General features: G+C 62.5%; 22 protein-coding genes. 13 read left to right on the top strand and 9 right to left on the bottom strand.

All coding sequences use genetic code 11. From position 1 onward, the window contains the following. Position 1 precedes the first annotated feature (1 nt). Both SIL87_RS09475 and SIL87_RS09470 read left to right on the top strand, forming a co-directional pair. Positions 2–1,690, top strand: coding sequence for a M3 family oligoendopeptidase (locus SIL87_RS09475; RefSeq protein WP_319613930.1), 1,689 nt, complete (start codon positions 2–4; stop codon positions 1,688–1,690). Between the two features lie 132 nt (positions 1,691–1,822). After that, complete coding sequence (locus SIL87_RS09470) at positions 1,823–3,577, top strand: ABC transporter ATP-binding protein (RefSeq protein WP_319613929.1); 1,755 nt, start codon at positions 1,823–1,825, stop codon at positions 3,575–3,577. On the opposite strand, the gene SIL87_RS09465 is transcribed toward SIL87_RS09470, so the two are convergent. Further along, a complete protein-coding gene (locus SIL87_RS09465; RefSeq protein ID WP_319613928.1) occupies positions 3,578–5,620 on the bottom strand; it encodes a prolyl oligopeptidase family serine peptidase in 2,043 nt (680 codons plus the stop codon). Positions 5,621–5,740: 120 nt separating this feature from the next. On the opposite strand from SIL87_RS09465, the gene SIL87_RS09460 reads away from it, so the two are divergent. Beyond that, positions 5,741–5,989 (top strand): hypothetical protein, encoded by a 249-nt coding sequence (locus tag SIL87_RS09460; protein WP_319613927.1) that lies wholly within the window; start codon positions 5,741–5,743, stop codon positions 5,987–5,989. A 75-nt stretch (positions 5,990–6,064) separates the two neighbouring features. Here SIL87_RS09460 and SIL87_RS09455 read toward each other — a convergent pair whose 3' ends face one another. Then, entirely contained in the window at positions 6,065–6,442 is a 378-nt protein-coding gene (locus SIL87_RS09455; RefSeq protein ID WP_319613926.1) for a YMGG-like glycine zipper-containing protein, read from the bottom strand. 83 nt (positions 6,443–6,525) lie between these two features. Continuing rightward, positions 6,526–7,050: an energy transducer TonB gene (locus tag SIL87_RS09450; protein ID WP_319613925.1), complete on the bottom strand. Its 525-nt coding sequence runs from the start codon at positions 7,048–7,050 to the stop codon at positions 6,526–6,528. Between SIL87_RS09450 and SIL87_RS09445 the strand changes: the two genes are divergently transcribed. After that, positions 7,049–7,750, top strand: a complete 702-nt coding sequence (locus tag SIL87_RS09445) for a type 1 glutamine amidotransferase domain-containing protein (RefSeq protein WP_319613924.1) — start codon at positions 7,049–7,051, stop codon at positions 7,748–7,750. The genes SIL87_RS09450 and SIL87_RS09445 overlap by 2 nt on opposite strands. A 3-nt stretch (positions 7,751–7,753) precedes the next feature. Here SIL87_RS09445 and SIL87_RS09440 read toward each other — a convergent pair whose 3' ends face one another. From SIL87_RS09440 to SIL87_RS09430, 3 genes are all read right to left on the bottom strand, one after another. Then, on the bottom strand, positions 7,754–8,983 hold the full coding sequence (locus SIL87_RS09440) for an argininosuccinate synthase (protein WP_319613923.1): 1,230 nt from the start codon (positions 8,981–8,983) through the stop codon (positions 7,754–7,756). Positions 8,984–9,140: 157 nt separating this feature from the next. Then, the gene (locus tag SIL87_RS09435) at positions 9,141–10,580 is read right to left on the bottom strand and encodes an MFS transporter (protein ID WP_319613922.1); all 1,440 of its coding nucleotides are present in this window, start codon (positions 10,578–10,580) and stop codon (positions 9,141–9,143) included. Positions 10,581–10,582: 2 nt separating this feature from the next. Further along, entirely contained in the window at positions 10,583–11,635 is a 1,053-nt protein-coding gene (locus tag SIL87_RS09430) for an aldo/keto reductase (protein ID WP_319613921.1), read from the bottom strand. Between the two features lie 239 nt (positions 11,636–11,874). On the opposite strand from SIL87_RS09430, the gene SIL87_RS09425 reads away from it, so the two are divergent. The 6 genes from SIL87_RS09425 to SIL87_RS09400 all read left to right on the top strand — a co-directional run bounded on the left by SIL87_RS09425 (position 11,875) and on the right by SIL87_RS09400 (position 17,409). Further along, on the top strand, positions 11,875–12,717 hold the full coding sequence (locus SIL87_RS09425) for a TonB-dependent receptor plug domain-containing protein (protein ID WP_319613920.1): 843 nt from the start codon (positions 11,875–11,877) through the stop codon (positions 12,715–12,717). A 69-nt stretch (positions 12,718–12,786) separates the two neighbouring features. Beyond that, on the top strand, positions 12,787–13,884 hold the full coding sequence (locus SIL87_RS09420) for an ISAs1 family transposase (RefSeq protein ID WP_319612416.1): 1,098 nt from the start codon (positions 12,787–12,789) through the stop codon (positions 13,882–13,884). A 63-nt stretch (positions 13,885–13,947) separates the two neighbouring features. Then, positions 13,948–15,513, top strand: coding sequence for a TonB-dependent receptor (locus tag SIL87_RS09415; protein WP_319613919.1), 1,566 nt, complete (start codon positions 13,948–13,950; stop codon positions 15,511–15,513). 90 nt (positions 15,514–15,603) lie between these two features. After that, entirely contained in the window at positions 15,604–16,272 is a 669-nt protein-coding gene (locus SIL87_RS09410) for a MotA/TolQ/ExbB proton channel family protein (protein ID WP_319613918.1), read from the top strand. A 4-nt stretch (positions 16,273–16,276) separates the two neighbouring features. Then, positions 16,277–16,687: an ExbD/TolR family protein gene (locus SIL87_RS09405; RefSeq protein ID WP_319613917.1), complete on the top strand. Its 411-nt coding sequence runs from the start codon at positions 16,277–16,279 to the stop codon at positions 16,685–16,687. Further along, positions 16,687–17,409, top strand: a complete 723-nt coding sequence (locus tag SIL87_RS09400; protein ID WP_319613916.1) for a TonB family protein — start codon at positions 16,687–16,689, stop codon at positions 17,407–17,409. Before SIL87_RS09405 ends, SIL87_RS09400 begins: the two co-directional genes overlap by 1 nt. On the opposite strand, the gene SIL87_RS09395 is transcribed toward SIL87_RS09400, so the two are convergent. Beyond that, the gene (locus SIL87_RS09395; protein WP_319613915.1) at positions 17,410–18,780 is read right to left on the bottom strand and encodes an FAD-binding oxidoreductase; all 1,371 of its coding nucleotides are present in this window, start codon (positions 18,778–18,780) and stop codon (positions 17,410–17,412) included. Between the two features lie 109 nt (positions 18,781–18,889). Here SIL87_RS09395 and SIL87_RS09390 point away from each other — a divergent pair, with 109 nt between their 5' ends. After that, positions 18,890–19,966 carry a hypothetical protein gene (locus tag SIL87_RS09390; protein ID WP_319613914.1) on the top strand — a complete coding sequence of 359 codons (1,077 nt, stop codon included), beginning with the start codon at positions 18,890–18,892 and terminating at the stop codon, positions 19,964–19,966. Here the strand turns inward: SIL87_RS09390 and SIL87_RS09385 are convergent. After that, on the bottom strand, positions 19,934–21,094 hold the full coding sequence (locus SIL87_RS09385; protein ID WP_405055223.1) for an IS4 family transposase: 1,161 nt from the start codon (positions 21,092–21,094) through the stop codon (positions 19,934–19,936). The genes SIL87_RS09390 and SIL87_RS09385 overlap by 33 nt on opposite strands. A gap of 184 nt (positions 21,095–21,278) precedes the next feature. Here SIL87_RS09385 and SIL87_RS09380 point away from each other — a divergent pair, with 184 nt between their 5' ends. Further along, on the top strand, positions 21,279–21,563 hold the full coding sequence (locus tag SIL87_RS09380; RefSeq protein ID WP_319613912.1) for a hypothetical protein: 285 nt from the start codon (positions 21,279–21,281) through the stop codon (positions 21,561–21,563). On the opposite strand, the gene SIL87_RS09375 is transcribed toward SIL87_RS09380, so the two are convergent. Continuing rightward, complete coding sequence (locus SIL87_RS09375; RefSeq protein WP_319613911.1) at positions 21,550–24,093, bottom strand: hypothetical protein; 2,544 nt, start codon at positions 24,091–24,093, stop codon at positions 21,550–21,552. The two genes, SIL87_RS09380 and SIL87_RS09375, sit on opposite strands and share 14 nt — an antisense overlap. 309 nt (positions 24,094–24,402) lie before the next feature. Between SIL87_RS09375 and SIL87_RS09370 the strand changes: the two genes are divergently transcribed. Beyond that, a complete protein-coding gene (locus SIL87_RS09370; protein ID WP_319613910.1) occupies positions 24,403–25,839 on the top strand; it encodes a DUF2142 domain-containing protein in 1,437 nt (478 codons plus the stop codon). Positions 25,840–25,887 lie beyond the last annotated feature (48 nt).

Genomic DNA, 25,887 nt, shown 5'->3' with positions numbered 1-25,887 from the left:
GATGGACATCGAAACCCCGATCCGATTTTCGGATATCACTGCAGCCACCCCCACGAGGGAGACGCTGGAACGCGATTACGCCGCGATCAACGCGCTGTTCGACGATGGCGATATCGCCGAGGCGGCGGCGCGGTTCGACCGGTTGCGCCGCGAGATCGGCACGTGGGGCGCGCTGGTCGAATTGCGGTTTCAGCAAAATACCGATGATGCTGAAGCGAAGGCGGCGCTCGATTATCGGGATGAATTGCTGCCCACGGCTCAGAATCATGAGACTGGCTTGAAGCAGCGCATGCTCGCTCATGATGACCGCACCGCGATCGTGAATGCGGCGGGGGCTCATGCCGTCGCGTTATGGGAACTCGATGTCGGGACATTTCGCCCCGAGATCGAGGCCGATCTGGAGCGGGAGGCCAAGCTTTCGGCGCGGTATACCGAACTGACGGCGTCGGCGCAGATCCAGATCGATGGCCGGATCGTGAATTACGAGGGGATGGCGCCTTATCGGGAACATCTCGATCGGGCGCTGCGGCATGAGGCGGAACGGAAGATTGATGGGTTCTTCGGGGATAATGCCGCGGAGCTTGATCAGATTTATGACGATCTGGTGAAATTGCGCCATGGTATGGCGCGCAAGCTCGGCTACGATAATTTCATTGCACTTGGCTACAAGCGGATGCGCCGGCTGGATTACGGACCCGATGATGTCGCGCGGTATCGCGACGCGATTGCGGCGCATGTGACACCGCTGGTCGCGCGGCTGATGGAACAGCGGCGCGAAACCTTCGGGTGGGACAAGGTGTTCGTCTGGGATGAACGGATCGTCGATCCGCTCGGCAACCCGACGCCGCTGGGCGGGCATGATGAGTTGGTTGCGGCCGGTCAGGCGATGTATGACCGGATGGACCCGGAAATCGCCCGGTTTTATGAGGCGATGAACCAGGGTGGGTTTCTCGACCTGAAGAACCGGCCCGCCAAGGGCAACGGCGGGTTCTGCACCAGTTTCGATACGGTCGGCATGCCGTTCATTTTTGCCAATTTCGTCGGGACCAGCGGTGATATCGACGTGCTGACGCACGAGATGGGCCATGCGTTTCAGTATTTTTCCAGCCGGGCTCTGCCCAGCGTCGATTATGTCTGGCCGGGGAGTGAGACGGCCGAGATTCACTCGATGAGTTTCGAGCTACTGACGTACCCCCATGCCGGTCTGTTGGTAGGCGAGGCCGCGGCGGAGCGTTATCGGCGGATGCACTTGGTCAGTGTTTTGCAGACCCTGCCGCGGATCGCATGCCTCGATCACTTCCAGCACGAAATCTACGCCAAGCCCGAGATGACCCCGGCGGAACGTCGCGCAACATGGCGGCGGCTCGAACATCATTACATGCCGTGGCGCGATTACGGCGATCTGGCCAATGGTGCGGATGGTGGGTGGTGGCAGGAGGTGCTGCATTTATATCTGGTGCCGTTCTACATGATCGATTATGCGCTGGCGCAGTGCTGCGCTCTGCAGTTCTGGACACGGTCGCGCAAGAATTACGCGGTGGCGCTTGAGGATTACATCGCGCTGTGCCGCCGTGGTGGGTCGGCGCCGTTTCTGGAACTGGTGAGGTCGGCGGGGCTGATCTCGCCGTTCGAGCCCGGTGCGCTTGAAGACTCGGTTGCCGAAGTATCGCGGAGTCTTCTGTCCTCGTAGGGGCGTAGATTAAATTGCGGTCAAGTCCATAATTTTGCCGCTCCGCTGCCTAAAATCGCCACGGTTGCGTGACCATTCCTTCGTATGGGCTCCACCGCAGCGAGACGTTTATTGGCACTCCGACGACGCGAAATGATCGCGAGCGAGCTTCCGCTCGAACAGCAGAGCGCGCTCCGCTTCATTCTCGGCGCGGCACGGCGGCGGCTTTGGTCGCATATCGTGGTGCTGCTATCGGTGATGGTGGCGGTGAGCTGCTCGATCGGTTCGCAATATGCCGTCAAATTCATGGTCAATGTGCTGGCGGCGCACCGGGTCGATGAGGTCTGGCTGGCGTTCGGGTTGCTCGCCGGGTTGATCGCGGCGGATAATCTTGCCTGGCGGGTCGGCGGCTGGGTTGCTGCCCGGGCCTTCGTGGTGGTGACGGGGGATATCAGGCGGCGGCTGTTCAACCATATGCTCGGCCATTCCCACGGTTATTTCGCGGAACGCCGGCCGGGAATGCTGGCGGGGCGGATTTCCGCGACCGGGAATGCGGTGTTCCGGATCGAGAGCCTGACCTTCTGGAACGTGCTGCCGCCCCTGTTCGCGGTGTTCGGCGCGATGCTGCTGCTGATTTCGGTCAATACCGTGATGGGTCTGGCCGTGGTGGTGGTGGCGCTTGTGCTCGGCATCATTCTGAAGCGGATGGCCGAAGGTGGCGAGGACCTGCACAAGGATTATGCGGTGAAGGCCGCTTCGGTCGATGGCGAACTGGTCGACGTGATCAATAATGTCGGCGTGGTCCGCGCCTTCGGTGCGCTGCGGCGCGAGCGGCGGCGGTTTGCCGGGCGGGTCGGCAACGAGATGAGCGCGCGGCAGGAGAGTTTGCGCTACCTCGAAAAACTCAGGATTTTTCATGCGGTGTGCACCGCCGGGCTGACTTCGGCGTTGCTCGCCTGGACGCTGCATCTGTGGGTGATCGGCAAGGTTTCGCCGGGCGATGTCGTGCTGGTGACCACGCTGGGGTTCACCGTGCTGCACGGCACCCGCGACCTCGCGGTGGCACTGGTCGAAATGGTGCAGGATTTCGCGCGGCTGACCGATGCGCTGAAGGCCCTGCTGGTGCCGCACGATATGGTGGACGACCCCGATGCGCCGCCGCTCGAAGTGCGACGCGGGGCGATCAGTTTCCGGCATATCGAGTTCGCCTATCCGGACAGCGATGTGCTGCTCCGCGATTTTTCGCTCGATATCCAGCCGGGGGAAAAGATCGGTCTGGTCGGGCGTTCGGGGTCGGGCAAGACCACCCTGCTTGCGTTGCTGCAGCGCCAGTTCGACGTGCCGGAAGGCCAGATTTTGATCGATGGCGAGGATATCTCGACGCGGACCCAGGCTAGTCTGGCGGGGGCGATTGCCGTGGTGTCGCAGGATGTTCAACTGTTTCATCGTTCGGTGATGGACAATATCCGCTACGGCAAACCCAGCGCCACCGATTCCGAAGTGCGGGCGGCGGCGGAGGCGGCGGAGTGCATGGATTTCATCCGCAAGCTGCCGGACCGGTTCGATACCATGGTGGGTGAGCGGGGGATGAAATTATCCGGCGGTCAGCGCCAGCGGATCGCGATTGCGCGGGCTTTTTTGTGCGATTCACCGATTTTGCTGCTCGATGAGGCTACCTCGGCGCTCGATTCGGAATCGGAGAAATCGGTGCAGGAGGCGCTGGCCCGGCTATCGCACGGGCGCACGGTGATCGCGGTGGCGCACCGGCTTTCGACGGTGAAGGATTTCGACCGGATCGTGGTGATGGATGGCGGGCGAATCCTCGACGAAGGGGCGCCCGATGCGCTGGCCGCACGGCCCGGGCCGTATCGGGACCTGCTGGCGCATCAGGGCATGCAAATCGCGTGATCAGCCCCCCTGCCCGATCGTCTGGCGGGTGAACGCGAAAGCGAGCGCGTAGAAGAACGCGCGCTGCGCGGCATCGGCACCGGCGCCGTGACCGCCTTCGGCCTGTTCGTAATACAGCGCATCGTAGCCGAGCGATTGGAGTTTCGCCGCCATTTTGCGGGCATGGCCGGGGTGGACGCGGTCGTCACGCCGAGTCGTGTTGATGAAGATCGGCGGGTAGTGCTGGCCCTCGCGGACCAGATGATAGGCTGATATCTCGCGCAGGAAGGCCCAGTCCGCCGCGACATCGGGGTCGCCGTATTCCGCGATCCACGAGGCGCCGGCGAGAAGTTTGGTGTAGCGGCGCATGTCGAGCAGCGGGACGGCGCAGATGATCGCCCCGAACGCATCGGGGTGGCGGGTGAGCATGTTGCCGACCAGGAGCCCGCCATTGCTGCCGCCCGAGCCGAGAATCCGCGCCGGGGTGGCGAGGTTGCGCGCGACCAGATCGGCAGCGACGGCGGCGAAATCGTCCTGTGCGATTTTTTTGCCGGCGCGGATACCGGCCTGATGCCAGGCCGGACCGAATTCGCCGCCGCCGCGGATATTGGCGATGACGTAGGCCCCGCCGCGCGAGAGCCAGAGTGCGCCCTGGGACGCGAGATAATGCGGGGTCAGGGAGATTTCGAAACCGCCATAGCCGTAGAGATAGGTCGGGAAACCGCCTTCGGGCGGCCTGGTGTCGGGGGCGATCAGGAAATAGGGGATGGCAGTGCCGTCGGCGGCGATCACTTCGTGCTGGTGGACCACGAGCCCGGTCGCATCGAACTGGGACGGGAGGTGCTTGAGGCGTTCGGGCGCGGTGAAAGGCGTGCCGAGCATCAGGCTATCGGGGGTGAGAAATCCGCTGACATCGAACAGCAGGGCATCGGAGGCTTCATCGTCCACCGCGAGTTCGCGCACCGCGATGCTGCTGTTGGCGGGCAGGCCAGCGATCGGGCTGCAGGCCCAGTCTTTCGTGGCATCGGCATGGTCGATGGCGCTTGCGACGTTATCGAGCATGCCGAGGACGATGCCGGATTTGAGGTTGATCCAGCTTTCCAGCGCGCGTTTCGGGGTGGGCGTGAAGACGGCACGGAAGGCGCGTGATCCGGCGATGAACGCCTCGATGCCGATCACGAGCAGGCTGCCGGGGGCGAACCCGGCGAAGGGCGAGCGTGGCCGAATCAGAAGGCGGTGGTGGCCGATATCGATATCCGCATCCTCCGGCAGGTCGAGCTCGACCGGCGCACTGCCGGCTGCATGATAGACGTCGCGCTCGCGGTAGAAGGCGATCCGGCGGGTGAGGAGGACAAAGCGATGCGCGGGGTCGTGGCTGATCGCTGCTGCGGAGGCCATGTCGTTCGCCGCGACTTCGAAAATCACCGGAGCGTCGGCGATCGGCGTGCCGCGCCGCCATTGGCGCACGGTACGGGCGTAGCCTGATGTGGTGACGTCATCGCCGTAAGCCGAGGTCAGCAGCACGGTATCGGCATCGAGCCAGGCGATCGCGGTTTTCGCGCGCGGGACGGTGAAGCCATCCGGCACGAAGCTGCGCGTGATCATGTCGAACTCGCGGACGACGCCGGCATCGGACCCGCCGGGCGAGAGGGTGATCAGGGCGCGGGCATGAGCGGGGCGGAGGGTCTGGGCGCCGTGCCAGACCCAGCTTTCGCCTTCGCTGGCGCAGAGCGCATCAAGATCGAGCAGGATGTCCCAGTGCGGCGCGTCGCTGCGGTAATCGTCGAGGGTGGTGCGCCGCCAGATGCCGCGCGGGTGGGCGGCGTCGGTCCAGAAATTATAGACGTGGGGGCCGCGCTGGACGATGGCGGGAATCCGCGCGTCGGATTCGAACTGGGCGGTGAGGATGTCCTTGTCGTGGGTGAAGTCAGGGTCGCACAGGCGGGCGATGGTTGCGCGGTTCTGGGCTTCGACCCAGGCGATGGCGTCCTCTCCTTCGATGTCTTCGAGCCAGAGAAACTTGTCCGGTTCGGCGAATTGATCGGCGGGCGACGTCTGATCCATGGTCGTGATGGTCTCCGCTGGGGGCCCAGCCGAAGCCGGATGAGGGAATTGAAATGTCGTGACCCTGTGATCATGCCCGCGACATGACCACGTAGGCAAGGTCACTTCGAGGAGGGTTCCATGTCGAAAACATTGAAGTCGCGGGTATTCGGTGCGTTGGCGCTGGTGCTGGCGGCGGGATCGCTGGCGGGATGCGCCTGCGGACCGTTCGGGATGAATGCGTGCGGCTATGGCTATGGGCGCGGGGGCTATGGCCATCCCGGGCCTGGTGGGTATCGTGGCGGTCCCGGCGGTTACGGCGGAGGGCCGGGTGGCTATGGTCATGGACCGGGACCCGGTGGCCCGCCGCCTGGGCCGGGTTATCACTAAGCCGGATTATCGGGATGCAGGACCGGGCCGCGATGTGATGTCGCGGCCCGGTTTTACGATTGATAACGTTGGTGCTCAGTAACCGGGGCCGTTATTGTAATAGCCCTGCGGCGGTGGCGGCGGCGGGGGCGGACGGTTGTAGCCGGGCGGGGGACCGCCGTAGCCACCATTATAGCCGCCATTATTGTAGTAGCGCGGCCGCGGTGCCTGCGGCGTGGTGAGGGCACCGCCCAAGGCACCGACCGCGCCGCCGATCAACGCGCCGGCTGCCGGGCTGCCGCCGGTTGCCGCGCCGATCACGGCACCGGTACCGGCGCCGATCGCGCCGCCGCCGAGGGCACGCTGCCCGGGGCTGTAGGGGTTGGTACATCCGGCCAGAGCCAGTGCCGTCGCCAGGATCGCGCCGGCAAGACCGGCGCGGCGCCAGCTTCGTGCTGGGATTGTGGGGTTCATGGTCATCCTCCGTTGGAACATCGTGGATATAGAAACGAACAATGGCTAACAAAGGGTCGAAAGATGGCAATTTAGCCGCGATCTCACGAAGGCGGTGCGGCGGGCGCGCCTGTGGAGGTGGTGCCGTTTTTGTGGAAGGCGATCGGGATGATGAACTGCATGGTCGGCGGCGAATGGGCCGGGAGGCGTTTCAGCATGGCTTTGCCGATGGTGGCGAGGGCCATGTGATCGAGCGAGGCGGAGCCTGAGGACCGGACGACCCATTCGCTCAGGACGTGACCCGCGCGATCGACGATGAAGCCGTAGAAGCCGACGCGCTGGACGCCGGGCGTGGCGAGCAGACGTTTGGCGTCCTGCGCCAGGGTGGCGCGGGTTTTGGGCGAGAGCGGATGGGCCTGTGCCGATTGGGTCGGTGCCGATTGGGCCGAGGCGATGCCGGGTGACGCGGCGAGCAGGGCGAGGCCGAGGGCGGCAATCGAGGGGGTGATCCTGTTCATGCGATCACATTCCGGGGTTTTGGCGGCAGGGGCAAGCCAGCGGTCGTCGCGCCGCTCGTAATCGGGGTGGGGGCATCCTACCTGCCGGGGAGATAATGAGGAGAGTTTCATGACGCATATTCTGATCGTGACCACGTCGCATACCCGGATTCCCGGTTCGGATGATCGCACCGGCGTGTGGTTCGAGGAGCTGGCGACGCCCTATTATGCGTTCATCGATGCCGGATGCGCGGTGACGCTGGCCTCGGTGCGGGGCGGTGAAATTCCGATCGACGGGCGGAGCCTCGCCGAGACCCCCCTGCCCGCTTCGGTCCAGCGGTTTCACGAGGACGAGGCGGCGCTGGAGGCCGCACATCACAGCAAGCCGGTCGATGAGCTGACCGTGACCGATTACGATGCGCTGTTCCTGCCCGGCGGGCACGGCACGATGTGGGATTTTCCCAATAATCCGGCGCTGGCGGCGGCGATCGTCGCGATGCTGGACGATGGGCGGATCGTCGCTTCGGTGTGCCACGGGCCGGCGGCGTTTTTAGGGGTGCACCGGATCGATGGATCGCCGCTGATCAAGGGGCGGTCGATCACCTGCTTCACCGATAGCGAGGAAGCGGCGGTGCATCTCGATGACAAGGTGCCGTTTCTGCTCGAAGCGACGCTGCGCGAGGCGGGCGCGCAGGTTTCGGTCGGGCCGGATTTCGCGCCGCACATCATGGAGGACGGCACGCTGCTGACCGGGCAGAATCCGAAATCATCCGAACCACTGGCGCAGGCGGTGGTCGCAGCGCTCAAGGCGAAGCGGGCACAGGCGGCCTGAGGTTCAGAGCGCGCCCCCTCGGCGTCCCACCGCGGCGCCGAGGCGGAGGCGAAGGGCGTTGAGTTTGATGAAGCCGGCGGCGTCCTGCTGGTTGTAGGCACCCTGATCGTCCTCGAAAGTGACCATGCGGGCCGAGTAGAGCGAGTTCGGGCTTTCGCGGCCGATGACGATGACGTTGCCTTTGTAGAGTTTCAGCCGCACCGTGCCGGTGACCGAATGCTGGCTGGTATCGATCAGGGCCTGGAGCATGTGGCGTTCCGGGCTGAACCAGAAGCCGTTGTAGATCAGCTCCGCATAGCGGGGCATGATGCTGTCCTTGAGATGGGCGGCTTCACGGTCGAGGGTGATGCTCTCGATTGCGCGGTGGGCGGCGAGCAGGATGGTACCGCCGGGGGTTTCATAGACGCCGCGTGATTTCATGCCGACGAAGCGGTTTTCGACCAGATCGAGCCGGCCGATGCCGTTATCGCGTCCCAGCGCGTTGAGGCGGGTGAGCAGGGTTGCGGGCGAGATGGCTTCGCCGTTGAGGGAGACCGCATCGCCCTTGGCGAAACCGATCGAGATGATGGTGGCGACATCGGGTGCGGCTTCGGGGCTGATGGTGCGCTGGTAGACGATTTCGTCGGGTTCCTGCGCGGGGTCTTCGAGGAGTTTGCCTTCCGAGGATGAGTGCAGGAGGTTGGCGTCGACCGAGAACGGGGCTTCGCCGCGTTTGTCCTTCGAGATCGGGATCTGGTTGGCTTCGGCGAATTCGAGCAGTCGGGTGCGGCTGGTGAGGTCCCATTCGCGCCACGGCGCGATCACCCGGACATCGGGTTTGAGGGCGTAATAGGCGAGTTCGAAGCGAACCTGATCGTTGCCCTTGCCGGTCGCGCCATGGGCGACGGCATCGGCGCCGACCGCTTCGGCGATTTCGATCTGGCGCTGGGCGATCAGGGGGCGGGCGATCGAGGTGCCGAGGAGATACTGGCCTTCGTAGAGGGCGTTGGCGCGGAACATCGGGAAGACGAAATCGCGGGTGAAGGTTTCGCGAAGATCTTCCACGAAGATTTCCTTGACGCCGAACATTTCGGCCTTGCGGCGGGCGGGTTCGAGTTCCTCGCCCTGGCCGAGATCGGCGGTGAAGGTGACCACTTCGGCCTGATAGCTGGTTTGCAGCCAGCGGAGAATCACGCTGGTGTCCAGCCCGCCGGAATAGGCCAGCACGATCTTTTTCACGCTCTTGTCTGCCATCGTCGTCATCCTCGTGAACACTGCGCGCGCCCTATCAGCCGCAGGGACGCAGGACAAGGGTGGAACGGGATCAGGTATCCGAACGGGCGTTCTGCCGAGGGCAGCGTTTGGGCATTCTGACCGGTGGGTTATTGGTGTTCACTTGGCACGCCCGTACTTAATCAGCAATTTCCGATAAGGGCTTTGCGACGTCTTCGAGGGATTTTCCGGCGGAATCGGGACCGATGGCAGCTTCGGTGAGTGCGGCGATCAGCATCAGGGCGCTGCCGAGGAGGTAGCCGTCCATGACGTTGGCACGGTTGCCGCTGCCGATCAGGGCGCCGAACAGGATCGGGCCGATGATGCCGCCGAGCGCGGTGCCGAAGGCGTAGAACAGGGCGATGGCGATGGCGCGGATTTCGAGCGGGAAACTCTCGCTGACCGTGAGGTAGGCCGAACTTGCCGCTGCCGAGGCAAAGAAAAAAATGATGGTCCAGGCGGCGGTCTGGCTGGCGGCGGAGAGGATACCGTGGGCGAACAGCAAGCCGGTGATTGCCATGAGCAGCCCGGCGGCGGCGTAGGTGAAGGTGATCATGATGCGCCGGCCGATCGTGTCGAAGAAACGGCCGAGGATGAGGGGGCCGGCGAAATTGCCCAGCGCGAAGGGGAGAATATAGAGGCCGACCTTGCCGTTGGGTACGTGGTAGAATTTGGTCAGCACCAGGGCGTAGGTGAAGAAGATCGCGTTGTAGCAGAAGGCCTGCGCCGTCATCAGGGTGATGCCGAGCACCGCTCGCTGGCGGTAGCGGGTGAACAGGGTGTGCAGGCCGATCGCGAACCATGATTTGATGTCCGTGCGCAGGCGGATGGTTTTCAGCGGGGTGGCGGGGGGTGCCGCGCCGACCCGGGCCTCGATATCGGCAACGATGCGTTCGGCTTCGGCGGGTTGCCCATGGGTCATCAGCCAGCGCGGGCTCTCGGGGATGAAGCGGCGGAGCAGCAAAGCGATGAAGGCGATGAGGCCGCCGATGATGAAGGCGGCGCGCCAGCCATAGGCGACCGGGACGATCGCGGGATCGAGTGCCGCAACCGCGCCGAGCGCGCCGAGGGCCGCGCCGATCCAGTAGCTGCCGTTGATCACGAGATCGGTGAAGCCACGGCGGCGGGCGGGGACGAGTTCCTGGATGGTCGCGTTGATCGCGGCATATTCCCCGCCGATGCCGGTGCCGGTGATGAAGCGGAAGGCGAGCAGAGACGTGAAGTTCCACGCGAGGCCGGAGGCGATGGTGGCCAGCAGGTAGACCAGCAGGGTGATGGTGAACAGGCGCTTGCGGCCCAGCCGGTCGGTCAGCCAGCCGAAGAACAGCGCGCCGAGCACCGCGCCCGCGACATAGGCCGAGCCGAGGGCGCCGACATCGGCGCTGGTGAGGTGCATGTCCGGCGCGCGGGCGATGGCACCCGATAGCGAGCCGACCATGGTGACTTCGAGACCGTCGAGAATCCACGTGACACCCAGGGCGCTGACCACCAGCCAATGAAAGCGGGACCAGGGCAGACGGTCGAGCCGTGCGGGGATCGCGGTCTCGACCGAGGGGGCCGAGACCGCAGAGGCGGGCATGGTCAGAGGTGCGGGCCGAGGCGCAGGAGATCGGCGGCGCCGAGGCGGTCGTTCGCGGTCTGGGCCTGATGCCAGTACGGGTATTGCAGGGGCTGCTGGCTGACTTTGTCGAGCGCGGCGGTTTCCTCCCCGGTGAGGGTGAGGTTGGCGGCTTTGAGATTGTCGGCAAGTTGGGTTTCGTTGCGCGCGCCGATGATGACCGAGGTGACGGTGGGGCGCGCGAGCAGCCAGGCGAGGGCGATCTGCGCACCGGAGACGCCACGAGCGTCGGCGATTTTCACCAGAACGTCGATGATGTCCCAGAGTTTCGCTTCGTTGTGGATCGGCGGTTCCTTCCAGCCGGCGAGCTGGCGGGTGCCTTCGGGTGCTTTCTGGTTGCGGCGGTGCTTGCCGGAGAGCAGGCCACCGGCGAGCGGGCTCCAGACCAGCACGCCGAGCCCCTGATCGTGCGCGAGGGGCAGCAGCTCGTTTTCGGCTTCGCGGGCTTCGAGCGTGTAGTGGATCTGCTGGCTGACGAAGCGCTGGCGGTGGGCGGCATCGCTGAGGGCGAGGGCTTTCATGATGTGCCACGCCGAATAATTCGAGCAACCGATGTAGCGCACCTTGCCGTGGCTGATCAGGGTGTTGAGCGCTTCGAGGGTTTCCTCAAGCGGGGTGATCCCGTCCCACTGGTGGACCTGATAGAGGTCGATATGGTCGGTGCGCAGGCGTTTGAGGCTGGCGTTGCAGGCTTCGATGATGTGATGGCGGGAGAGGCCGGCGTCGTTGGGGCCTTTGCCCATCGGGAATCGGACTTTGGTGGCGAGCAGGACGCCGGATTTGCGCACGCCGCCCAGCGCTTCGCCGATGATCTCCTCCGAGCCGCCGGTCGAGTAGATGTCGGCGGTGTCGATCAGGTTGACCCCGGCATCGAGGCACATGTCGATCTGGCGTCTGGCTTCGTCGAGGCCGACATTGCCGACTTTCTCGAACGCGCCCTTGCCACCCATTGTCATGGTGCCGAGGGTGAGGGCCGAGATTTTCAGGCCGGACCGGCCGAGTTGACGATATTGCATTCTGGCTCCGTGTGATCGGTGAGGTGACGTCGGGCCTCATGTCGGGTCGGAGGGGCGTGGTCTCAAGGCCGGCGCGGCGGCGGGGCCGATCATGACAGTTGCGCGACGGTTTATTGAAGCTTCGGTGAAACCAGCCGGTTTGGCCGGCTGAGCGATTGCTTGCCCTTTGTTCATCTGGTTTGAGCGCGGCGAGAAACGAACCGTAACAGGCGGTTTGAGGCACACCGAAGGAGAACGACGTGGCACATCATGCGCCCGCGAAAACACATGGAAAACGCACGGCTTTTGCCGTCCTGCTGTTGTCGGGCACCGCTCTGGCACCGGTTGCGGCACGGGCCCAGGCGCTCAATGCTGGCGCGGTGAATGCGGGGACAGTCAGCGCGGCGGGGACAGCCACGCTGGCGGGGGCGACCACTGCGCCGACCCACAGGAAACTGTTTCATTCCGGCACCACCACCCGCGTGCTCAACCGCCAGATCATGGACGCTGCCGGGCCGGTGGCCGGGGCGGCGCAGGTGCTTTCGTACTCGCCGGGGGTTTCGGTAACCGGCTATGGCAATAGCGGTTCGACCAAATACACCATCACGCTCGATGGCGTGCAGCAGGGCTGGGGCGGGTATGGCGGGTTCACCGGGACCGGCTCGATCGCGGTGACGCTCGACGGGATTCCGGTGGTCGATCCCTCGACCAATCTGTGGCAGTCGAACACCATTCCGCAATCGGGGATGATCCAGGATACCGCAGTGACCTATGGGCCGGGCAACCCGGCGGATCGGTGGTACAACAATATCGGCGGGGGCGTGGAGTATACGCCGGTGCAGCCAACCGCGACGCCGGGCGGTGATGTGACGCTGACTTATGGCAGCTACGGGCAGAAGAATATCGAATTCGATCTGCGCACCGGGGTTTACGATGGCTGGTCCACCGTGCTGGCGGGCGGTGCTGGAAACGGCAACAGTTTCAGGACCGCGCCGGATGGGTTTCAGAGCCCAACCGAGAATTACTCGATCTACCTCAAGAGCGTGAAGCACTTCAACGGCGGGAACATCCCAGGGGAATCGCACTTGAAATTTTCAGAATAAGGGGGGCTTGCGTGACTGAGCGGGAGCGATTCTACCGACGGCGTGTGAAACACTTCAGGGGAGGACACGTTGGAGGAATTTGCTGCGTGCTGGCAGGGTTTGGAAGATCCGCGGACCAGTAATGCCGCTTTGCACAACTTCCATGAGCTTTTGATGATAGCCTTGTGCACGGTTCTGTGCGGTGGCCAATGCGCTGTCGACATGGCGCTGTTTGCCCGCGCGAAAGAGTCGTTTCTGCGGGGGTTTCTGAAGCTTGAGAACGGACTACCCAGCCATGACACGTTCAGCCGGCTATTTCGTCAGATCGATCCGGAGCAGTTCAGCGCTGCGTTTCAGCGGTTCATGGCTCGATTTTCCAAGACGATCGAGGGTGTTGTGGCGATCGATGGGAAAGTCCTTCGTCGATCTTTCGATCATGCCCGCGGCAAATCGGCGTTGCATATGGTCAGCGCTTGGGGTTGCGAACAGCGTCTCGTGCTGGCGCAGATCGCCACAGACGTCAAATCCAATGAAATCACCGCAGTGCCGAAACTGTTGAAGTTGCTATCATTGAAAGGCACGATCGTGACAACCGATGCGTTGAACTGCCAGCGTGCGATCGCGCAACAAATCGTCGATCAAGGAGGTGATTACGTTCTCGCGCTGAAGGGGAACCAAGGCAACTTGCATGGTGATGTCTCCATGTTTCTCAACGGCGTGCCGTGCGACGAAACCAATACGACGCGCACAGTCGATGCTGATCATGGTCGTATCGAGACCCGCACCGCAACCGTTTCAGACGATATCGCCTGGTTGCAGGAGGGACACCGATGGCCGGGTCTTGCCGCCATCGGCAAAATTGTCCGTATGCGCGAAACCTCCACCAAAACCACGACTGAGACCGCCTACTACCTGCTCAGCACTGTGCTCTCCAGCGAACGCTTCAATGAGGTTGTCCGGTCACATTGGGGCATTGAAAACCGGCTCCATTGGAGGCTCGATGTCGTCATGAACGAGGATCAGGATCGAAGCAGATTGGGCAATAGCCCAAATAATCTCGCAGTCCTGCGACATATGGCCCTGAACGTCATGCAAAAAGAGAACGCCACCAGGGGCTCCCTGCGCGGCAAATTCAAACGGGCCGGATGGGATGATGCCTACCTCACCAGCCTCCTACAACTATTCTGAAGTGCGATTGCCCTGGGGAACATCCAGTTCGGCGGGTATTTTGCGCGGAGCGCGGGGTATCGGGTGCCGGTGATCCCGGTCTCGCCGATCGCGGGGGTGACGGTGACCGGCAATCCCGGCGTGGCGGGATCGACGCTGTATAGTCAGCAGAGTTCGGGGTATGATAGCGCGCTGCCGTTCAATACCTACGAAAAATTCGACACCAACGCGATGTGGCTGGTGTTTGCCAAGGAGAATGTGGCGCTCGACGATACCACGACGCTGCATAATCTGACCTGGTATGAAAACATCACCCGGGTTCACTCACGGCTGAACGATTTGTACAATACCGGTCCGCAGGTGAGCGAATACAACGATCCGCATACCAATATTTTTGGCGACAAATTGTGGATCACCAAGGATTTCACCGACAATACGGTGGATATCGGCGGGTACTATATCCACGATACCTACAATTCGCGGAATAATTTTTATAACGTTCTCGATGGCGGTAACAAGAATACCGTCAATATCGGCGGGAAGATCCGCTCGTCCTATTTCACTCAGGATGATTTCGCGGCGTTCGCGCAGGATGATTTTCATCCGATGAAGGCGTTGCACATTACGCCGGGGGTGCGGTTCGTAAGTTTCCAGACCGGGTATTCCAACGGGGCGTTGCAGGATTTCACCTATGCGCCGGGGGTGGTGCTGTCCTCGCATTGCCCGCTCGATGGGAGTTCGACCAAGGGGAACACCACGGATCAGGGTGCGAGTTGCGGAGCGAATGAGAGCCGCAACGGGGTCGAGCCGTCGATTTCGGCGAATTTGCAGGTAATGCCGTGGATGTCGCTTTATGGCAGCTATGCCGAGTCGCTGCGCACACCTTCGGTGGGTGGCGGTGGCGGATTGTTCCAGAAGGTCGATCCGACCTCGTATCATCTTGAACTGGGCCAGGATTTTCAGGCGGGGGCCAAGTTCAAGGTCAGTCACCAGGGGATTTTGAACCATTTCATTGCCGGGATCAGCTATTTTCATCTGCGGTATGCCAAACAGTCGATCAATTATACGCTGGCGAACGGCAATACAATCACGGCGAACGGTAGCTCGATCTATAAGGGCGTCAATCTGTATTTCGACGATAACCCGATCTACAGCCTGTTCGTCTATGGCAATGCCTCGATCAACGATGCGGTCTATCAGACCTATGTGACCGGGGCCGGGGCGGCGAATGCGGGGACAAGCTTCGGCGGCAGCCATGTTCCCTATGTGCCGCGGGCGAGTTTCAATCTCGGCGCGTATTATCAGGATGTGGTGGGTGACACGCTGATCGAGCCCCGGGCGTGGTATCAGTTCACCGGCACGCAGAACCTGTTCAACAACTTCACCGGCGCGCCGAGTGCGCAGAAAATGCCAAGTTACGGGACGATCAACCTGTCGCTCAAGGTCGCGGTGCCGCTCACCCTGCCCTATGCCGGGCGCAAGACGCTGGATTTCAAGCTGACGGCGCTCAATGTCGCGAACAATCGCTACAATGAATACGAGTATATCGGCACCGGCGGTTACTTCGGCGCGGCTCAGGCGGGGCAGTATCTCTACGCCTATCCGGGCGCGCCGCTGACGATTTACGGCAGTGTCGGGATGCATTTCTGACCGGCGATAACTGTCATCGATCCTTCACACAATTGCGGCGCAGCTTCGGATAGGACTGCGCCGCGTCTGTAACCGCCGGAGACAGCGAAAGTGACCTTTGCCTATATCGTTCATCTCGCCAATTATTCCGATGGCGTGCTCTATGTTCTGGCCGGCCTGTTCGTGATCGCGACCGCGGTGATGCTGGACCGGGTGTGGTATCTGCGGCGGGCGATCCTGCGCGGCAATACGATCGTGACGCGGATGGCGCGGATGGGGCAGATGGTGCCGCAGGATATCGCGGAGCTTCGCGATTTTGCCGGGCGGCAGCCGGAAGCCGTGCTGCTCGATACCGCGCTGCATCATATGGACGATGCCGATCCGACCGCGATGGGCAACCGGATGGACGAAGCAATCATGCTGGTGGCACCCCGGCTTGATCAGCGGCTGTGGGTTCTGGATACGATCGTGACGCTGGCACCGTTGCTCGGGCTGTTCGGCACGATCATTGGGATGTTCCATGCGTTTTCGGTGCTTGCGGCGCCGGGGCACGCGCCTGCCGAGGTGACCGGCGGGGTAGCGGATGCGCTGGTGGCGACCGCGTTCGGGATATTGATTGCGATGCTCGGATTATCCGCGTTCAACATGTTGCAGAATCAGGTGCGGCTGACGCTGCATCAGCTCGAAACCATCAAGACCATGGTGCTCAACCGGACCGACGGGGCGCTGCTGGTGCCGATGGTGCGGGCGGGTGGCGCGATGCGGGCGGCGGCGGAATGAGCCAATGAAACTTCGTTATTTCGAGGCGCGCAAGGCACGGGTCGAGATTATTCCGATGATCGACGTGATGCTGTTTCTGCTGGTGTTTTTCATTATCGTGACGCTGCAGATGATCCCGGATGCCGGGGTTTCGCTGCACCTGCCGACATCGAGCGAGACCGCACATTTGAAGCATCCGAAATTCACAGTGAACATTCTCAAGGATGGCACAGTGAAGGTGAAGGACGAGGTGTTGACCCCGGCGCAACTGACCGCGCTGTTCAAGGCCGATGGCGACACGGCGCGCACGCGGGTGACCATAGCGGCCTCGAAGCAGGTTGCGTTCCAGCATTTCGTGACGGTGATGGATGCGGCGCGCAAGGCCGGGGTGAGCGATATCGGGATCGCGGCTCAGCCGGTGGCGGGGGCGCACTGATGTCGGGCATGGGGGCGGTCGAACGTTATGTGCCGCCGTATCAGCAGCCGGACCGGTTCGGGTTCGCGCTGCTCGCGGCCCTGGTTTTGGAGGCGGTGGCGGTATTGGGGGTCGTGCATTTTGCCGATCGGGCCGGGCCGGTCGCGGATCATCGGCCACGGATCATGAAAATCCAGATGCTGGCACCGAAACCGCTGCCGAAGCCGTTGCCGCCGCCGCCCAAACCAGTGCCGCCGCCACCGAAGGCGCTGCCGCCACCGCCTCTGCCGGTCGCGCCACCCCGACCGATGCCGCCACCGCCGCCGAGGCCGGTGCCACGACACGTTGCGCGCCCGATCCCCCGTCCGCATCCGGTCAAGCCCGCGCCGGCTATCGTGCCGCCACGACCGCAACCGCCGCCGCCCGCGCCGGTGGTATCGGCCGCCGAGGTGGAGACCGCGACAGCGCGTTATGCGGCGCTGGTCCATTCATCGGTGCAGGCGGATCTGCGGGTGCCCGAGATGGTGAGCATGATGCACCTGCGCGGAGTGACCGTGGTGGCGATCACGATCGCGCCGAGCGGGGCGCTGATGGGCGTCTCGGTGCTGCGCTCGTCTGGCGCGCCGCCGATCGACCGGGCGGCGGTGGCTTCGGTGCGGGCGACGCGGTTTCCGCCGTTTGCCGCGGCGATGCCGCATCATCCGATGGTGTTCCGGCTCGCGGTCAGGCTCAGCGGCGGCTGATCAGTCGAGGAAGAGCTTGCCGGGGTTGAGGATACCGCGCGGGTCGAGGGCGGATTTGATCGTGCGCATCATGGCGAGGGCCGAAGCCCCGTGTTCGCGGGTGAGGAATTCGCGTTTGCCGATGCCGACGCCGTGCTCGCCGCTGGCGGCACCACCTAGCGCAAGGGCCTGGCCGACGATTTCACGGTCGAGCGCCCAGGCGCGGGCAGCACCTTCCGGCGTGTCGGGGTAGAGGATCAGGACGTGGAAATTGCCATCGCCGACATGGCCGACGATGCAGGCATGCAGGCCTGAGCGGGTGACGGATTGCCGGGCCTCAGCCATGGCTTCGGCGAGGTTGGAGATCGGGACGATCGTGTCGGTCGAAAAGGCGCCGTGGCCGGGATAGGCGGCGCGGGCGGCCCAGTAGGCGTCGTGACGGGCTTGCCAGAGTTTGGTGCGAGCTTCGGTTTCGGTCGCGAAAGCGAAGCCCTGGCCGCCATGGGTGGCGGCGATCGCTTCGGCCATGGCGGCCTGTTCGGCGACGCTGGCTTCGGTGCCGTGAAACTCCAGCAGCAAGGTGGGGCGGGCGGCGAGGTCGAGTTTCGAGTAGGCGATGGAGGCGGCCATCTGGGCGGGGTCGGCGTATTCGATGCGCGCGAGGGGGATGCCGGTCTGCATGATCTCGATGACCGCATCGATCGCGCCACGTTCGCTCTGAAAGCCGCAGACGGCGGCACCGATGGCCTCGGGAATGCCGTAGAGGCGGAGCTGGATTTCGGTGATGATGCCGAGCGTTCCCTCCGAGCCGATCAGCAGGCGGGTGAGGTCGTAGCCGGTCGAGGATTTACGGACGCGGCCGCCGGTATCGACGATGGTGCCGTCGGCGAGGACGGCGCGCAGGCCGAGGACGTTGTCGCGGATGGTGCCGTAGCGGACCGCATTGGTGCCGGAGGCGCGGGTCGCGCACATGCCGCCGATGGTGCAGTCCGCGCCGGGATCGACCGGAAAGAACAGCCCGTGGTCGCGCAGGTAGGTGTTGAGTTGTTTGCGGGTGACCCCGGCTTCCACCCGGCCATCGAGATCGGCATCGTTGACCGCGAGAATTCGGTTCATCCGGCTGAGATCGAGGCTGATGCCACCGGCGACCGGGGTGACGTGACCTTCGAGCGAGGTGCCCGCGCCGAAGGCGGTGACCGGGGTGCGGTTCTCGTGGCAGAGGGCGAGGAGCTGGGCGATCTCGGCGGTGGTTTCGGGAAAAATCACCGCATCGGGCAGGGTGGTCGCGGCGTTGGCTTCGCCATGGGCGTGGGTTTCGCGGATCGCGTGATTGAGGCTGAGCCGGTCGCCGAACAGGGATTGGGCGGTGGTGATGGTGAGAGCCGTTTCCATGTGGCGAGGTTAGGCCGATCGGGGCGGGTTTGGAAGCGGCTGTGGCGGGATTTGACATCGCAGGCGGAAGTCCCGCAGGGCAGTGGGACGAGCCGGAGGAGACGGGGCGATGGATGGGATCAGGAACGATGTTGCGCGCCGGGTCCTGAGCGTTCTGCTCGTGGTGGCATTTGCCGCCGTGGTGCTGGCGCGGATTCCCTCGATCGAGATGCATGGCGGGCGGTTCTGGGCCGAGGAAGGCACGGTGTATTTCAGCTCGGCGTGGCATCGGCCCTGGTATGTCACGTGGTTCACGGTGGCGGCGGATGCAGGGTACTGGAACTTCGCGGCGGGGTTCGGCACGTGGCTCGCGCTGAAATGGGGCGGGGTGCTGCATGCCCCGATGGTGACGATCGCCTTTGCCCTGCTGATCCAGTGCCTGCCGGTTTACGTGATCGTGACCCATGAATTTCCGTGGCGGCGGTCGGTGATCGCGACGGTGGTTGCGGTGCTGTTCTGTGCCATTCCGCCGGTGACCGGCGAGGTCTGGCTGAACACGATCACCAGCCAGTTTCATCTGGCGCTGGCAGCGGCGCTGATTTACGCGGCACCGCCCCGGCGGGTGGCATTTGCCGTGCTGGATTGCGCGATCCTGGCGTTCGCGGTGATTTCCGGGCCGGCGACCAGTTTTCTGATGCCGCTCTTCGTGATTGCGGCGGTGATCGGGCGGCAGCGTATCGTCATGGTCGAGGCGGCGATCGTGTTCGCCGGGTTCTGTATCCAGCTGACGGTGTTCCTGCTCTATCCGCTGGCAGAGCGGGGCAGCCATTTCGGCCCGGGAGAATTGCTTTCGGTGATCAGCCTGCATGTGGTGGTGTTGCAGATGCTCGGCCTCGTCCTCGCGCGGGATTTCGCGGCCTATCTGCATGCGGTTCATCACGCCGGTGCGTGGTTATGGGCGGGGCCGCTGATTTTCGTGGCATTTTACGGTGTGATCGGCTGGGGGATTTTCCGGACCAGGAGTGTTGTGCTGTTGCGGTTGTTCGCGGCTGGCCTCGTGTTCGTGCTGGTGTCGTTTTACGAGGCCTGGGCGGGGTCGTTCATCGGGTTCATGCACTTGCTGTCCGGCGGGCGCTACGGGTTTGCCCCTGAGGTCTCACGACTCCCCTCATTCCTATATCGTACCGAAGGTTTCGTTGAAAACTGACTGTTGAGCGAGGTTTTGGGCGAAGTTTTCGATCAATGGGCGGAGACGATGCTCTGGCATATTGGGGATGAGCTCGTAGAGCATGCATCCTTGCCGAAAGAGCGAGTGGGTCCGCCGCTTTGAGGTATTGGATTTGAGGTGCCTGTCGTAGCCGAGAGCTTCTCCGGTGGCACCGAGCAGAGTGAGCAGGGCGACAGCGAAGGCATTGAGCAGCCACAGGCGATCGCGCCGCTCCGGGGTGCTGACGTGGAGGGCGCCCATCCCCATGCCGAAGCGTAAATTTTTGGTGTCGCGGAAACCCGGTTCAATGGTCCAGCGTTTCGCGTAGAGATTGATCAGTTGGCGCGCGGTATCATCGGTGGTGCTCGCGGCCAGGCACCACGGTTCCTTCATACCTTTGTCCCGCACGCAAACCACCGTGCCGACGGTGAACCGTTCCGCGGTGACGGCGGCTGCGCGGAGTGTTCTGGCGCGTCCGGCGGCCATCACCCACTCAGCGGCTGGTCTGGCCTCACCGCTCGCCGCGGTAACCAGGATATTGCCGCGAAAGCGGATCACGTAGTCGAACTTCAACTCCTCCGTCAGCACCCGGTAGAGCTTATGATCGCCGAACCCACGATCGGCGACGATGCAGACGCTTGTTTCGGCCGGCACGATTTCCGCCAGCGCGACCAGCAAGCGGTATTCCTCTTCATTGCGCCGGTTCTTCAGATTGGCCTTATCAACCGTATGCCAGATCAGCGGCGTCGCGCGACCGTGCGAACTCAGCAGCGAGAGCATCAGCGTCGCCTGACCATCGGCGTCGAATTCGGTCCAATCCATCGCGACAACGAAACGCTCACGCGTCCCGATCACGAATGATACCCACCGCCGCAGCACGACGTCCAGGTCAATCCCGGGGTTCGAGAGCATGCGATCGACCTGCTTGATCGCATGCTTGGTCAGTCGCCCACGTGCCAGAGCCAGCCCCTGGCCAATCGCGCCAATCGCCAGCGATGCGGTCTCGATGACCCCCAGTGTTGCTCCTGCCAGGGACAGGATCCGCTTGGCATGCAGGTCCTCCCCCAGCAAACCTTCCAGAAAGCGCTGAACATCGTCAAACGACATGGGTCTCCTCCTGGCAGCCATCCGATCCTCCAGAAACCAGACTGATTGCCGGGCAACCTTGGAATCGTGCACCGAGGAACAAGGGCAGCCACAAAATTCGAACGAAAAGAACCTGGATCAACCGATCCCGATTCCTTCCGAAAATCCAACCCGGCGCTCTCGATTCTCTTTAAGCGATAATTGCGGAATCAATATGAGGGGATCAATGAGCCCTGAGGTTCTCGATTCGCTGTCGGTTCTTGGAGTGGCGGTGCTGGCGCAAGGCGGATTGCGGCGCGGGTTCGTCGCAGCGACGGTGTTGCTGTTCGCGATCGGCGTGATCGATTTTCGCAGCGACGTGCTGTTTTTCGCCGAGGGGCCGGCATGGCCAGCTCAGGTGGCGCTATGGCGCAAGGATCCCCGACATTTCCTGTTGATCTGGCCGAACGCACCGTGGAAGGTCAATCTGCGGGCGGGGACGTGGAGTATCCAGCATCCTAACAAGGTGTAGCGGGTCCGGTTTTGCTGCCAGCAGCACGGCGTGGGACGATCAGCCAGACCAGACTTGCCACGCTGAACCAGAACAAAATCCAGGCGACCGGCTCGAATGGCGGGGTGAAATGGAACGCGATGCGGTTGCGGCCCTGCTTCAGGTCGATCGACTGGACGATGCCGTGATCGGGCGTGATGGCGACCTGATGGGCGTTCACCGTCGCGTGCCAGCCGGGCATGAATAACTCCCGGCGAACCAGCCGGGCTGCGCCGGTGCAGGTGGCGACGAGGGCATTCCGTCGTTGATCCTGCAGGGAACAGGATGATCCGCTGGTGGTGTAGTAGGGATCGGCACCGTGCTGTTCCCAGATGGACATCAGCTTGTCGCGGTAGACACGCTGGAAGCCGGTTTGATTCGATTGGGTATCGAAGCTTACCAGTAGGCTGCGATCGGGTAAGATCTCGCCGCTATTTGTCGTCAGGGTCGTCTTGCCCGGCGGAGCGGGCGGGAGCCAGAGCGCATCGGGGTGGTTGCCGCTCGTGTGGGTGACGGTGATGGTGAGTTGGTCGCCCGGTTTGATAACGAGCGGCGGGTTTAGCGGGATTCGGAACATGCTGTTGTCGGCGGATTGCGAAAGATTGCGCTGGCCGGAACTGCATGCGTCATCGGCGCACACGGTCGTTGCCAGAACGCCGCTTGCCGTGTTGCCATAATTGCCTTGGAAAAAGCTGATCCGCGTGATCGTACCGAGATGCGAGAACGCTGCTGGAGCAACGAGGTGCCAGGTCAGGCCGTCGCCACGATAGAGCCGTTCGGGGCTACGCTGTCCCGCTTCCGACGGCAGGGTAAGTGAGGGCGACATCTGCTGCCCGGGATCTGCCACGACATAGCGCACGCCGAGAAACTGGTAGGAGGTCGCGAAGCGATGCAGATCGGCAATAGCTGTTCCTACTTTCATGGGGGGAAACGGTGCCCAAAAGATACCGCCGTTCTGACTTGCCGCAGACGGGAACAGATGCGTCTCCACGTATCGACTCCAGTTGAGTGCGACCGGCAGATAATTGTGATTGATGTTGGCGATTTCGAAATAGGCGCTGTAATTCGGTTGGATGGGACCGACTGTGTAAAAGCGCTGAAGACCCAGATGGGATTTCAGGAATTTGATTGCGGGCCAGTCGATTTTTCCGGGGGGCTGTCCGGATAACTGGGGCAGCATCATCATAGCCATCGTGTAAACCACGAGTGTTCCACCAAGCAGCGCTTGGCGTCGCGGGCCCGCGATGCGCAGCCAGATGAATGTCGTGAACGCGATCGCGGCGAGTTGAAAAGCCGTCGCCATTACAATCCACCGGATCATGTAGGCGAGATTGACCGACGACCAGTGCCAGATCGGCAACCACGGCCACGCCAGCGCCACACAAAGTCCGATGAGAAACAGTCCGGCAACGACCGCCACGAGGTAGGTCCGGATCTGAGGGGTCGGATTATCGAGTCCCCCCGCAATCAGAATCACAGCCGCAAGTTCCCATGCGGGAGAGGAATATCGGAAAAACTCGGTATCCTTCATGAACGGAAGCGCGTTCATCATCGTCATGACGGGCTCGAAACCGAACATCTTGCCCAATGAGAGTAGAATCCAAATTACCAACAATACAGCAATGGGACGGTCACGCATCGTCAAGGCACCGAAGGCGGCGAAGATCAAGGATAAGACGCCGACATAGCCGCCAGTGCCGCCGGCAATTTGTAGCAGAAGATTGTTGCCGAGATTTGTACCGAGTGGACCATAAATGTGAGGCACGATTATTTGTGCCATAGCATGGATGTTCAGAAATACATTTCCGATAGTGTGTGTTTGAAAAATATCGGTTAGTGCCGCGAAATCGGTGAAGGCGATAATTTGAGGGCCAGCGATAAAGAGGCCGAGGATACCGCCGATAGCGACCCGGCGAATGAACCTTAGTCGATCAGCATCGGCGTAGAGCCGGAATGTTGCCCATAGGAGGGCCATCAATCCATCGATATAGGCGGCTTCGGGAAACCCGCCCAGAATGGAACCGCCGATGCCGCAGGCGATCAGAACGATCGCTGTCCGGCCCTCGCGTGGATTTTTCCGGGAGTCCGAATGGTCTCCGCTGGTGCGGGCACGCTCAATTCCGAGCAACAGCAACGGCAGGAACGGGATGACGTTCAGTATCGTTTCGCCAGGAACGGCTTGGAATGTGCCGTTGAATTCGTAGAGCAAGGCTCCGACGATCGACGTTGCCCTACCGAACCCCATTTGCCGAAGGAGTGCGAATGTCATGAGTCCGGCGAAGCTCTGCAACACCAGTTCTAACCAGAATATGCCATTCTGAAATGCCAACAGGAGAACGAAGGGCAGAAACATCGCTGCGGGCTGCATTTCGCCGGCGAGAGGCAAGCCTATACCGGAGTATGGGTTCCACCACGGAATGCGGCCATGGAGCCAATCGATCGCGGCCAGCTTGCCGAGGGCTTGGTTGGTCCAGCCGACATTCGGATCACCGAAGGGCCAGCCCGCGACCATTTGCGGACCAACTCCCGAGACGACTCCCGAAACTGTCCAGATTGGATTTGAGCTGAGGCCTGTGAGTAGGGAGGCCGATTGACCTAGCAGAGGTGCGACGATTAGAACGAGAACGCTTAGCAGCGTGGCGCGATGGGTCGAGAAAAACATAGACATACTCGACATTCGAGGCCCACGTAGGTCAATCCTCAAACTTTATACCCCTTGGCAGCAAGAACATTTCAGTCATGGTCATATGCACGGAATGAGTAAGTCCCGGAAGTGGCGCGAGCAATGTTTCGCCAAGCGTTCCACTCGCACAGTGAGCCAATGAAGCCCAGCCGAAGGGCTCTGCGTCTCGACCGGATCATTCTGGTCGCCCTTTTCGTCGTGCTTACGATGGTGACAGGTTTCCGGTTGGCCGTGCTCACGCCGATCGGGCAGGTTGCCGACGAGCCAGCTCATATTGCGCGCGCTGCGGCGCTGCTGCATGGGCAGTTGCTCGGTCAGCGGGTACCGTTCACGCCGCCGGGCAAGTCGACTGTGACCGTGCCGGCGGTGCGCGTCGATTACGGATTGCTGAATGCGTCGATCGGTGAAATGGGCGCATCGTGCGCCCATCCCGGCACTGCCGTGCGGACAGCCGATCTGCCATGGACGCGCAATCAAATCATCGACATCGATTACAATACGGTCCAGTATTTTCCGGCTCTGTATCTGCCCGGAACGATCGGGATCGCGATAGGTCGCCTCCTTGGTCAACGCCCGCTGGCAGCGCTGTTTTCCGGACGAATAGGGATGCTGCTCGCTTACGTGCTGATCGGGGCGCTGGCGGTCGGAGTGGCGCGATTCGGGGCTGGGGTGATCTTTGCGACCCTCTCGCTGCCCATGGCGCTCAGTCTGGGCGCGTCCTTCAATCAGGATGGTCTGCTGATCGCGCTCAGTGCGCTCGCAGGGGCAATTCTAACAATTGATCCGGTGCGGCACCCTAAAACGCGCTGGTGGTTTTTGCCGATCTTCATGCTGGTGATCGCTTCCAAGCCACCCTACGGTCTTCTGCTGTTCATGGCGCTGACACCTCTGGCGGCACCACACCGGTGGCGGCGCGCGTTCCTTATAGCGATCTGGGGCATCCCCCCCCTGATCTGGGTCGTCGTGATGGCTCACGTGTCATTGATGCCGTATCTGCTCGGCCCCTACAAACCCGGGCCGCTCTGGCCTGGGCAAGCCGGGGCGGTGTTCACCACGACGGCCCCCCTCGCCCAATTGCGGGTTCTGACCGCAGATCCACTTCGGATCGTGACATTGACCGTTGGCTTATTGATCGATAGCGGCGGATTTCTGATCAAATCCGGGATCGGCATGCTGGGGTGGCTGACGGTAGATTTGGCGCGATGGGCGTATGTCGGGTGGGGATTAGCACTTGCTGCCGCCGGAGCCGGGGTGATTGCCGCGCGAGCCTCGGACGGGGCGCGTTGGAACTGGCTCGACTCGGTGTTTTCAATCGTCCTCGTCTCTTGCAGCGTGATAGCCATCGAACTCGCGGTCTATCTGAGTTGGGATAAAGTAGGCAGCGCCGTGATATATGGGCCGCAAGGCCGGTATTATCTTTTATTCCTTCCCTTTCTGATGCTTGCGATCCCCCGTTTGGGAGGGCGATTCTCACGCGTGATGGTTGCCGCAAGTGTCGTTCCCGCTGTCATCATGGCGGTGATCGACATGTTTTATCTTCCGGGGTTGATGGCGCAACGCTTCTGTCTCGGATGATCTGACGTGCGGTCGCGCGGCATTTGCCTTTTGCCGATGGCTTGGCCA

Source organism: Acidiphilium acidophilum (assembly GCF_033842475.1).
GTDB lineage: Bacteria > Pseudomonadota > Alphaproteobacteria > Acetobacterales > Acetobacteraceae > Acidiphilium > Acidiphilium acidophilum.
This window is presented reverse-complemented; position numbering and strand designations above follow the sequence as displayed.

Excerpts from the sequence above, each read along its gene's own strand:
- SIL87_RS09375 (WP_319613911.1), bottom strand. The coding sequence starts at position 24,093 with ATGGTCGCGGGCTGGCCCTTCGGTGATCCGAATGTCGGCTGGACCAAC.
- SIL87_RS09400 (WP_319613916.1), top strand. The coding sequence starts at position 16,687 with ATGTCGGGCATGGGGGCGGTCGAACGTTATGTGCCGCCGTATCAGCAG.
- SIL87_RS09395 (WP_319613915.1), bottom strand. The coding sequence starts at position 18,780 with ATGGAAACGGCTCTCACCATCACCACCGCCCAATCCCTGTTCGGCGAC.
- SIL87_RS09445 (WP_319613924.1), top strand. The coding sequence starts at position 7,049 with ATGACGCATATTCTGATCGTGACCACGTCGCATACCCGGATTCCCGGT.
- SIL87_RS09460 (WP_319613927.1), top strand. The coding sequence starts at position 5,741 with ATGTCGAAAACATTGAAGTCGCGGGTATTCGGTGCGTTGGCGCTGGTG.
- SIL87_RS09380 (WP_319613912.1), top strand. The coding sequence starts at position 21,279 with ATGAGCCCTGAGGTTCTCGATTCGCTGTCGGTTCTTGGAGTGGCGGTG.
- SIL87_RS09385 (WP_405055223.1), bottom strand. The coding sequence starts at position 21,094 with ATGGCTGCCAGGAGGAGACCCATGTCGTTTGACGATGTTCAGCGCTTT.
- SIL87_RS09475 (WP_319613930.1), top strand. The coding sequence starts at position 2 with ATGGACATCGAAACCCCGATCCGATTTTCGGATATCACTGCAGCCACC.
- SIL87_RS09370 (WP_319613910.1), top strand. The coding sequence starts at position 24,403 with ATGAAGCCCAGCCGAAGGGCTCTGCGTCTCGACCGGATCATTCTGGTC.
- SIL87_RS09450 (WP_319613925.1), bottom strand. The coding sequence starts at position 7,050 with ATGAAACTCTCCTCATTATCTCCCCGGCAGGTAGGATGCCCCCACCCC.
- SIL87_RS09430 (WP_319613921.1), bottom strand. The coding sequence starts at position 11,635 with ATGCAATATCGTCAACTCGGCCGGTCCGGCCTGAAAATCTCGGCCCTC.
- SIL87_RS09435 (WP_319613922.1), bottom strand. The coding sequence starts at position 10,580 with ATGCCCGCCTCTGCGGTCTCGGCCCCCTCGGTCGAGACCGCGATCCCC.
- SIL87_RS09470 (WP_319613929.1), top strand. The coding sequence starts at position 1,823 with ATGATCGCGAGCGAGCTTCCGCTCGAACAGCAGAGCGCGCTCCGCTTC.
- SIL87_RS09440 (WP_319613923.1), bottom strand. The coding sequence starts at position 8,983 with ATGGCAGACAAGAGCGTGAAAAAGATCGTGCTGGCCTATTCCGGCGGG.
- SIL87_RS09455 (WP_319613926.1), bottom strand. The coding sequence starts at position 6,442 with ATGAACCCCACAATCCCAGCACGAAGCTGGCGCCGCGCCGGTCTTGCC.
- SIL87_RS09405 (WP_319613917.1), top strand. The coding sequence starts at position 16,277 with ATGAAACTTCGTTATTTCGAGGCGCGCAAGGCACGGGTCGAGATTATT.
- SIL87_RS09465 (WP_319613928.1), bottom strand. The coding sequence starts at position 5,620 with ATGGATCAGACGTCGCCCGCCGATCAATTCGCCGAACCGGACAAGTTT.
- SIL87_RS09390 (WP_319613914.1), top strand. The coding sequence starts at position 18,890 with ATGGATGGGATCAGGAACGATGTTGCGCGCCGGGTCCTGAGCGTTCTG.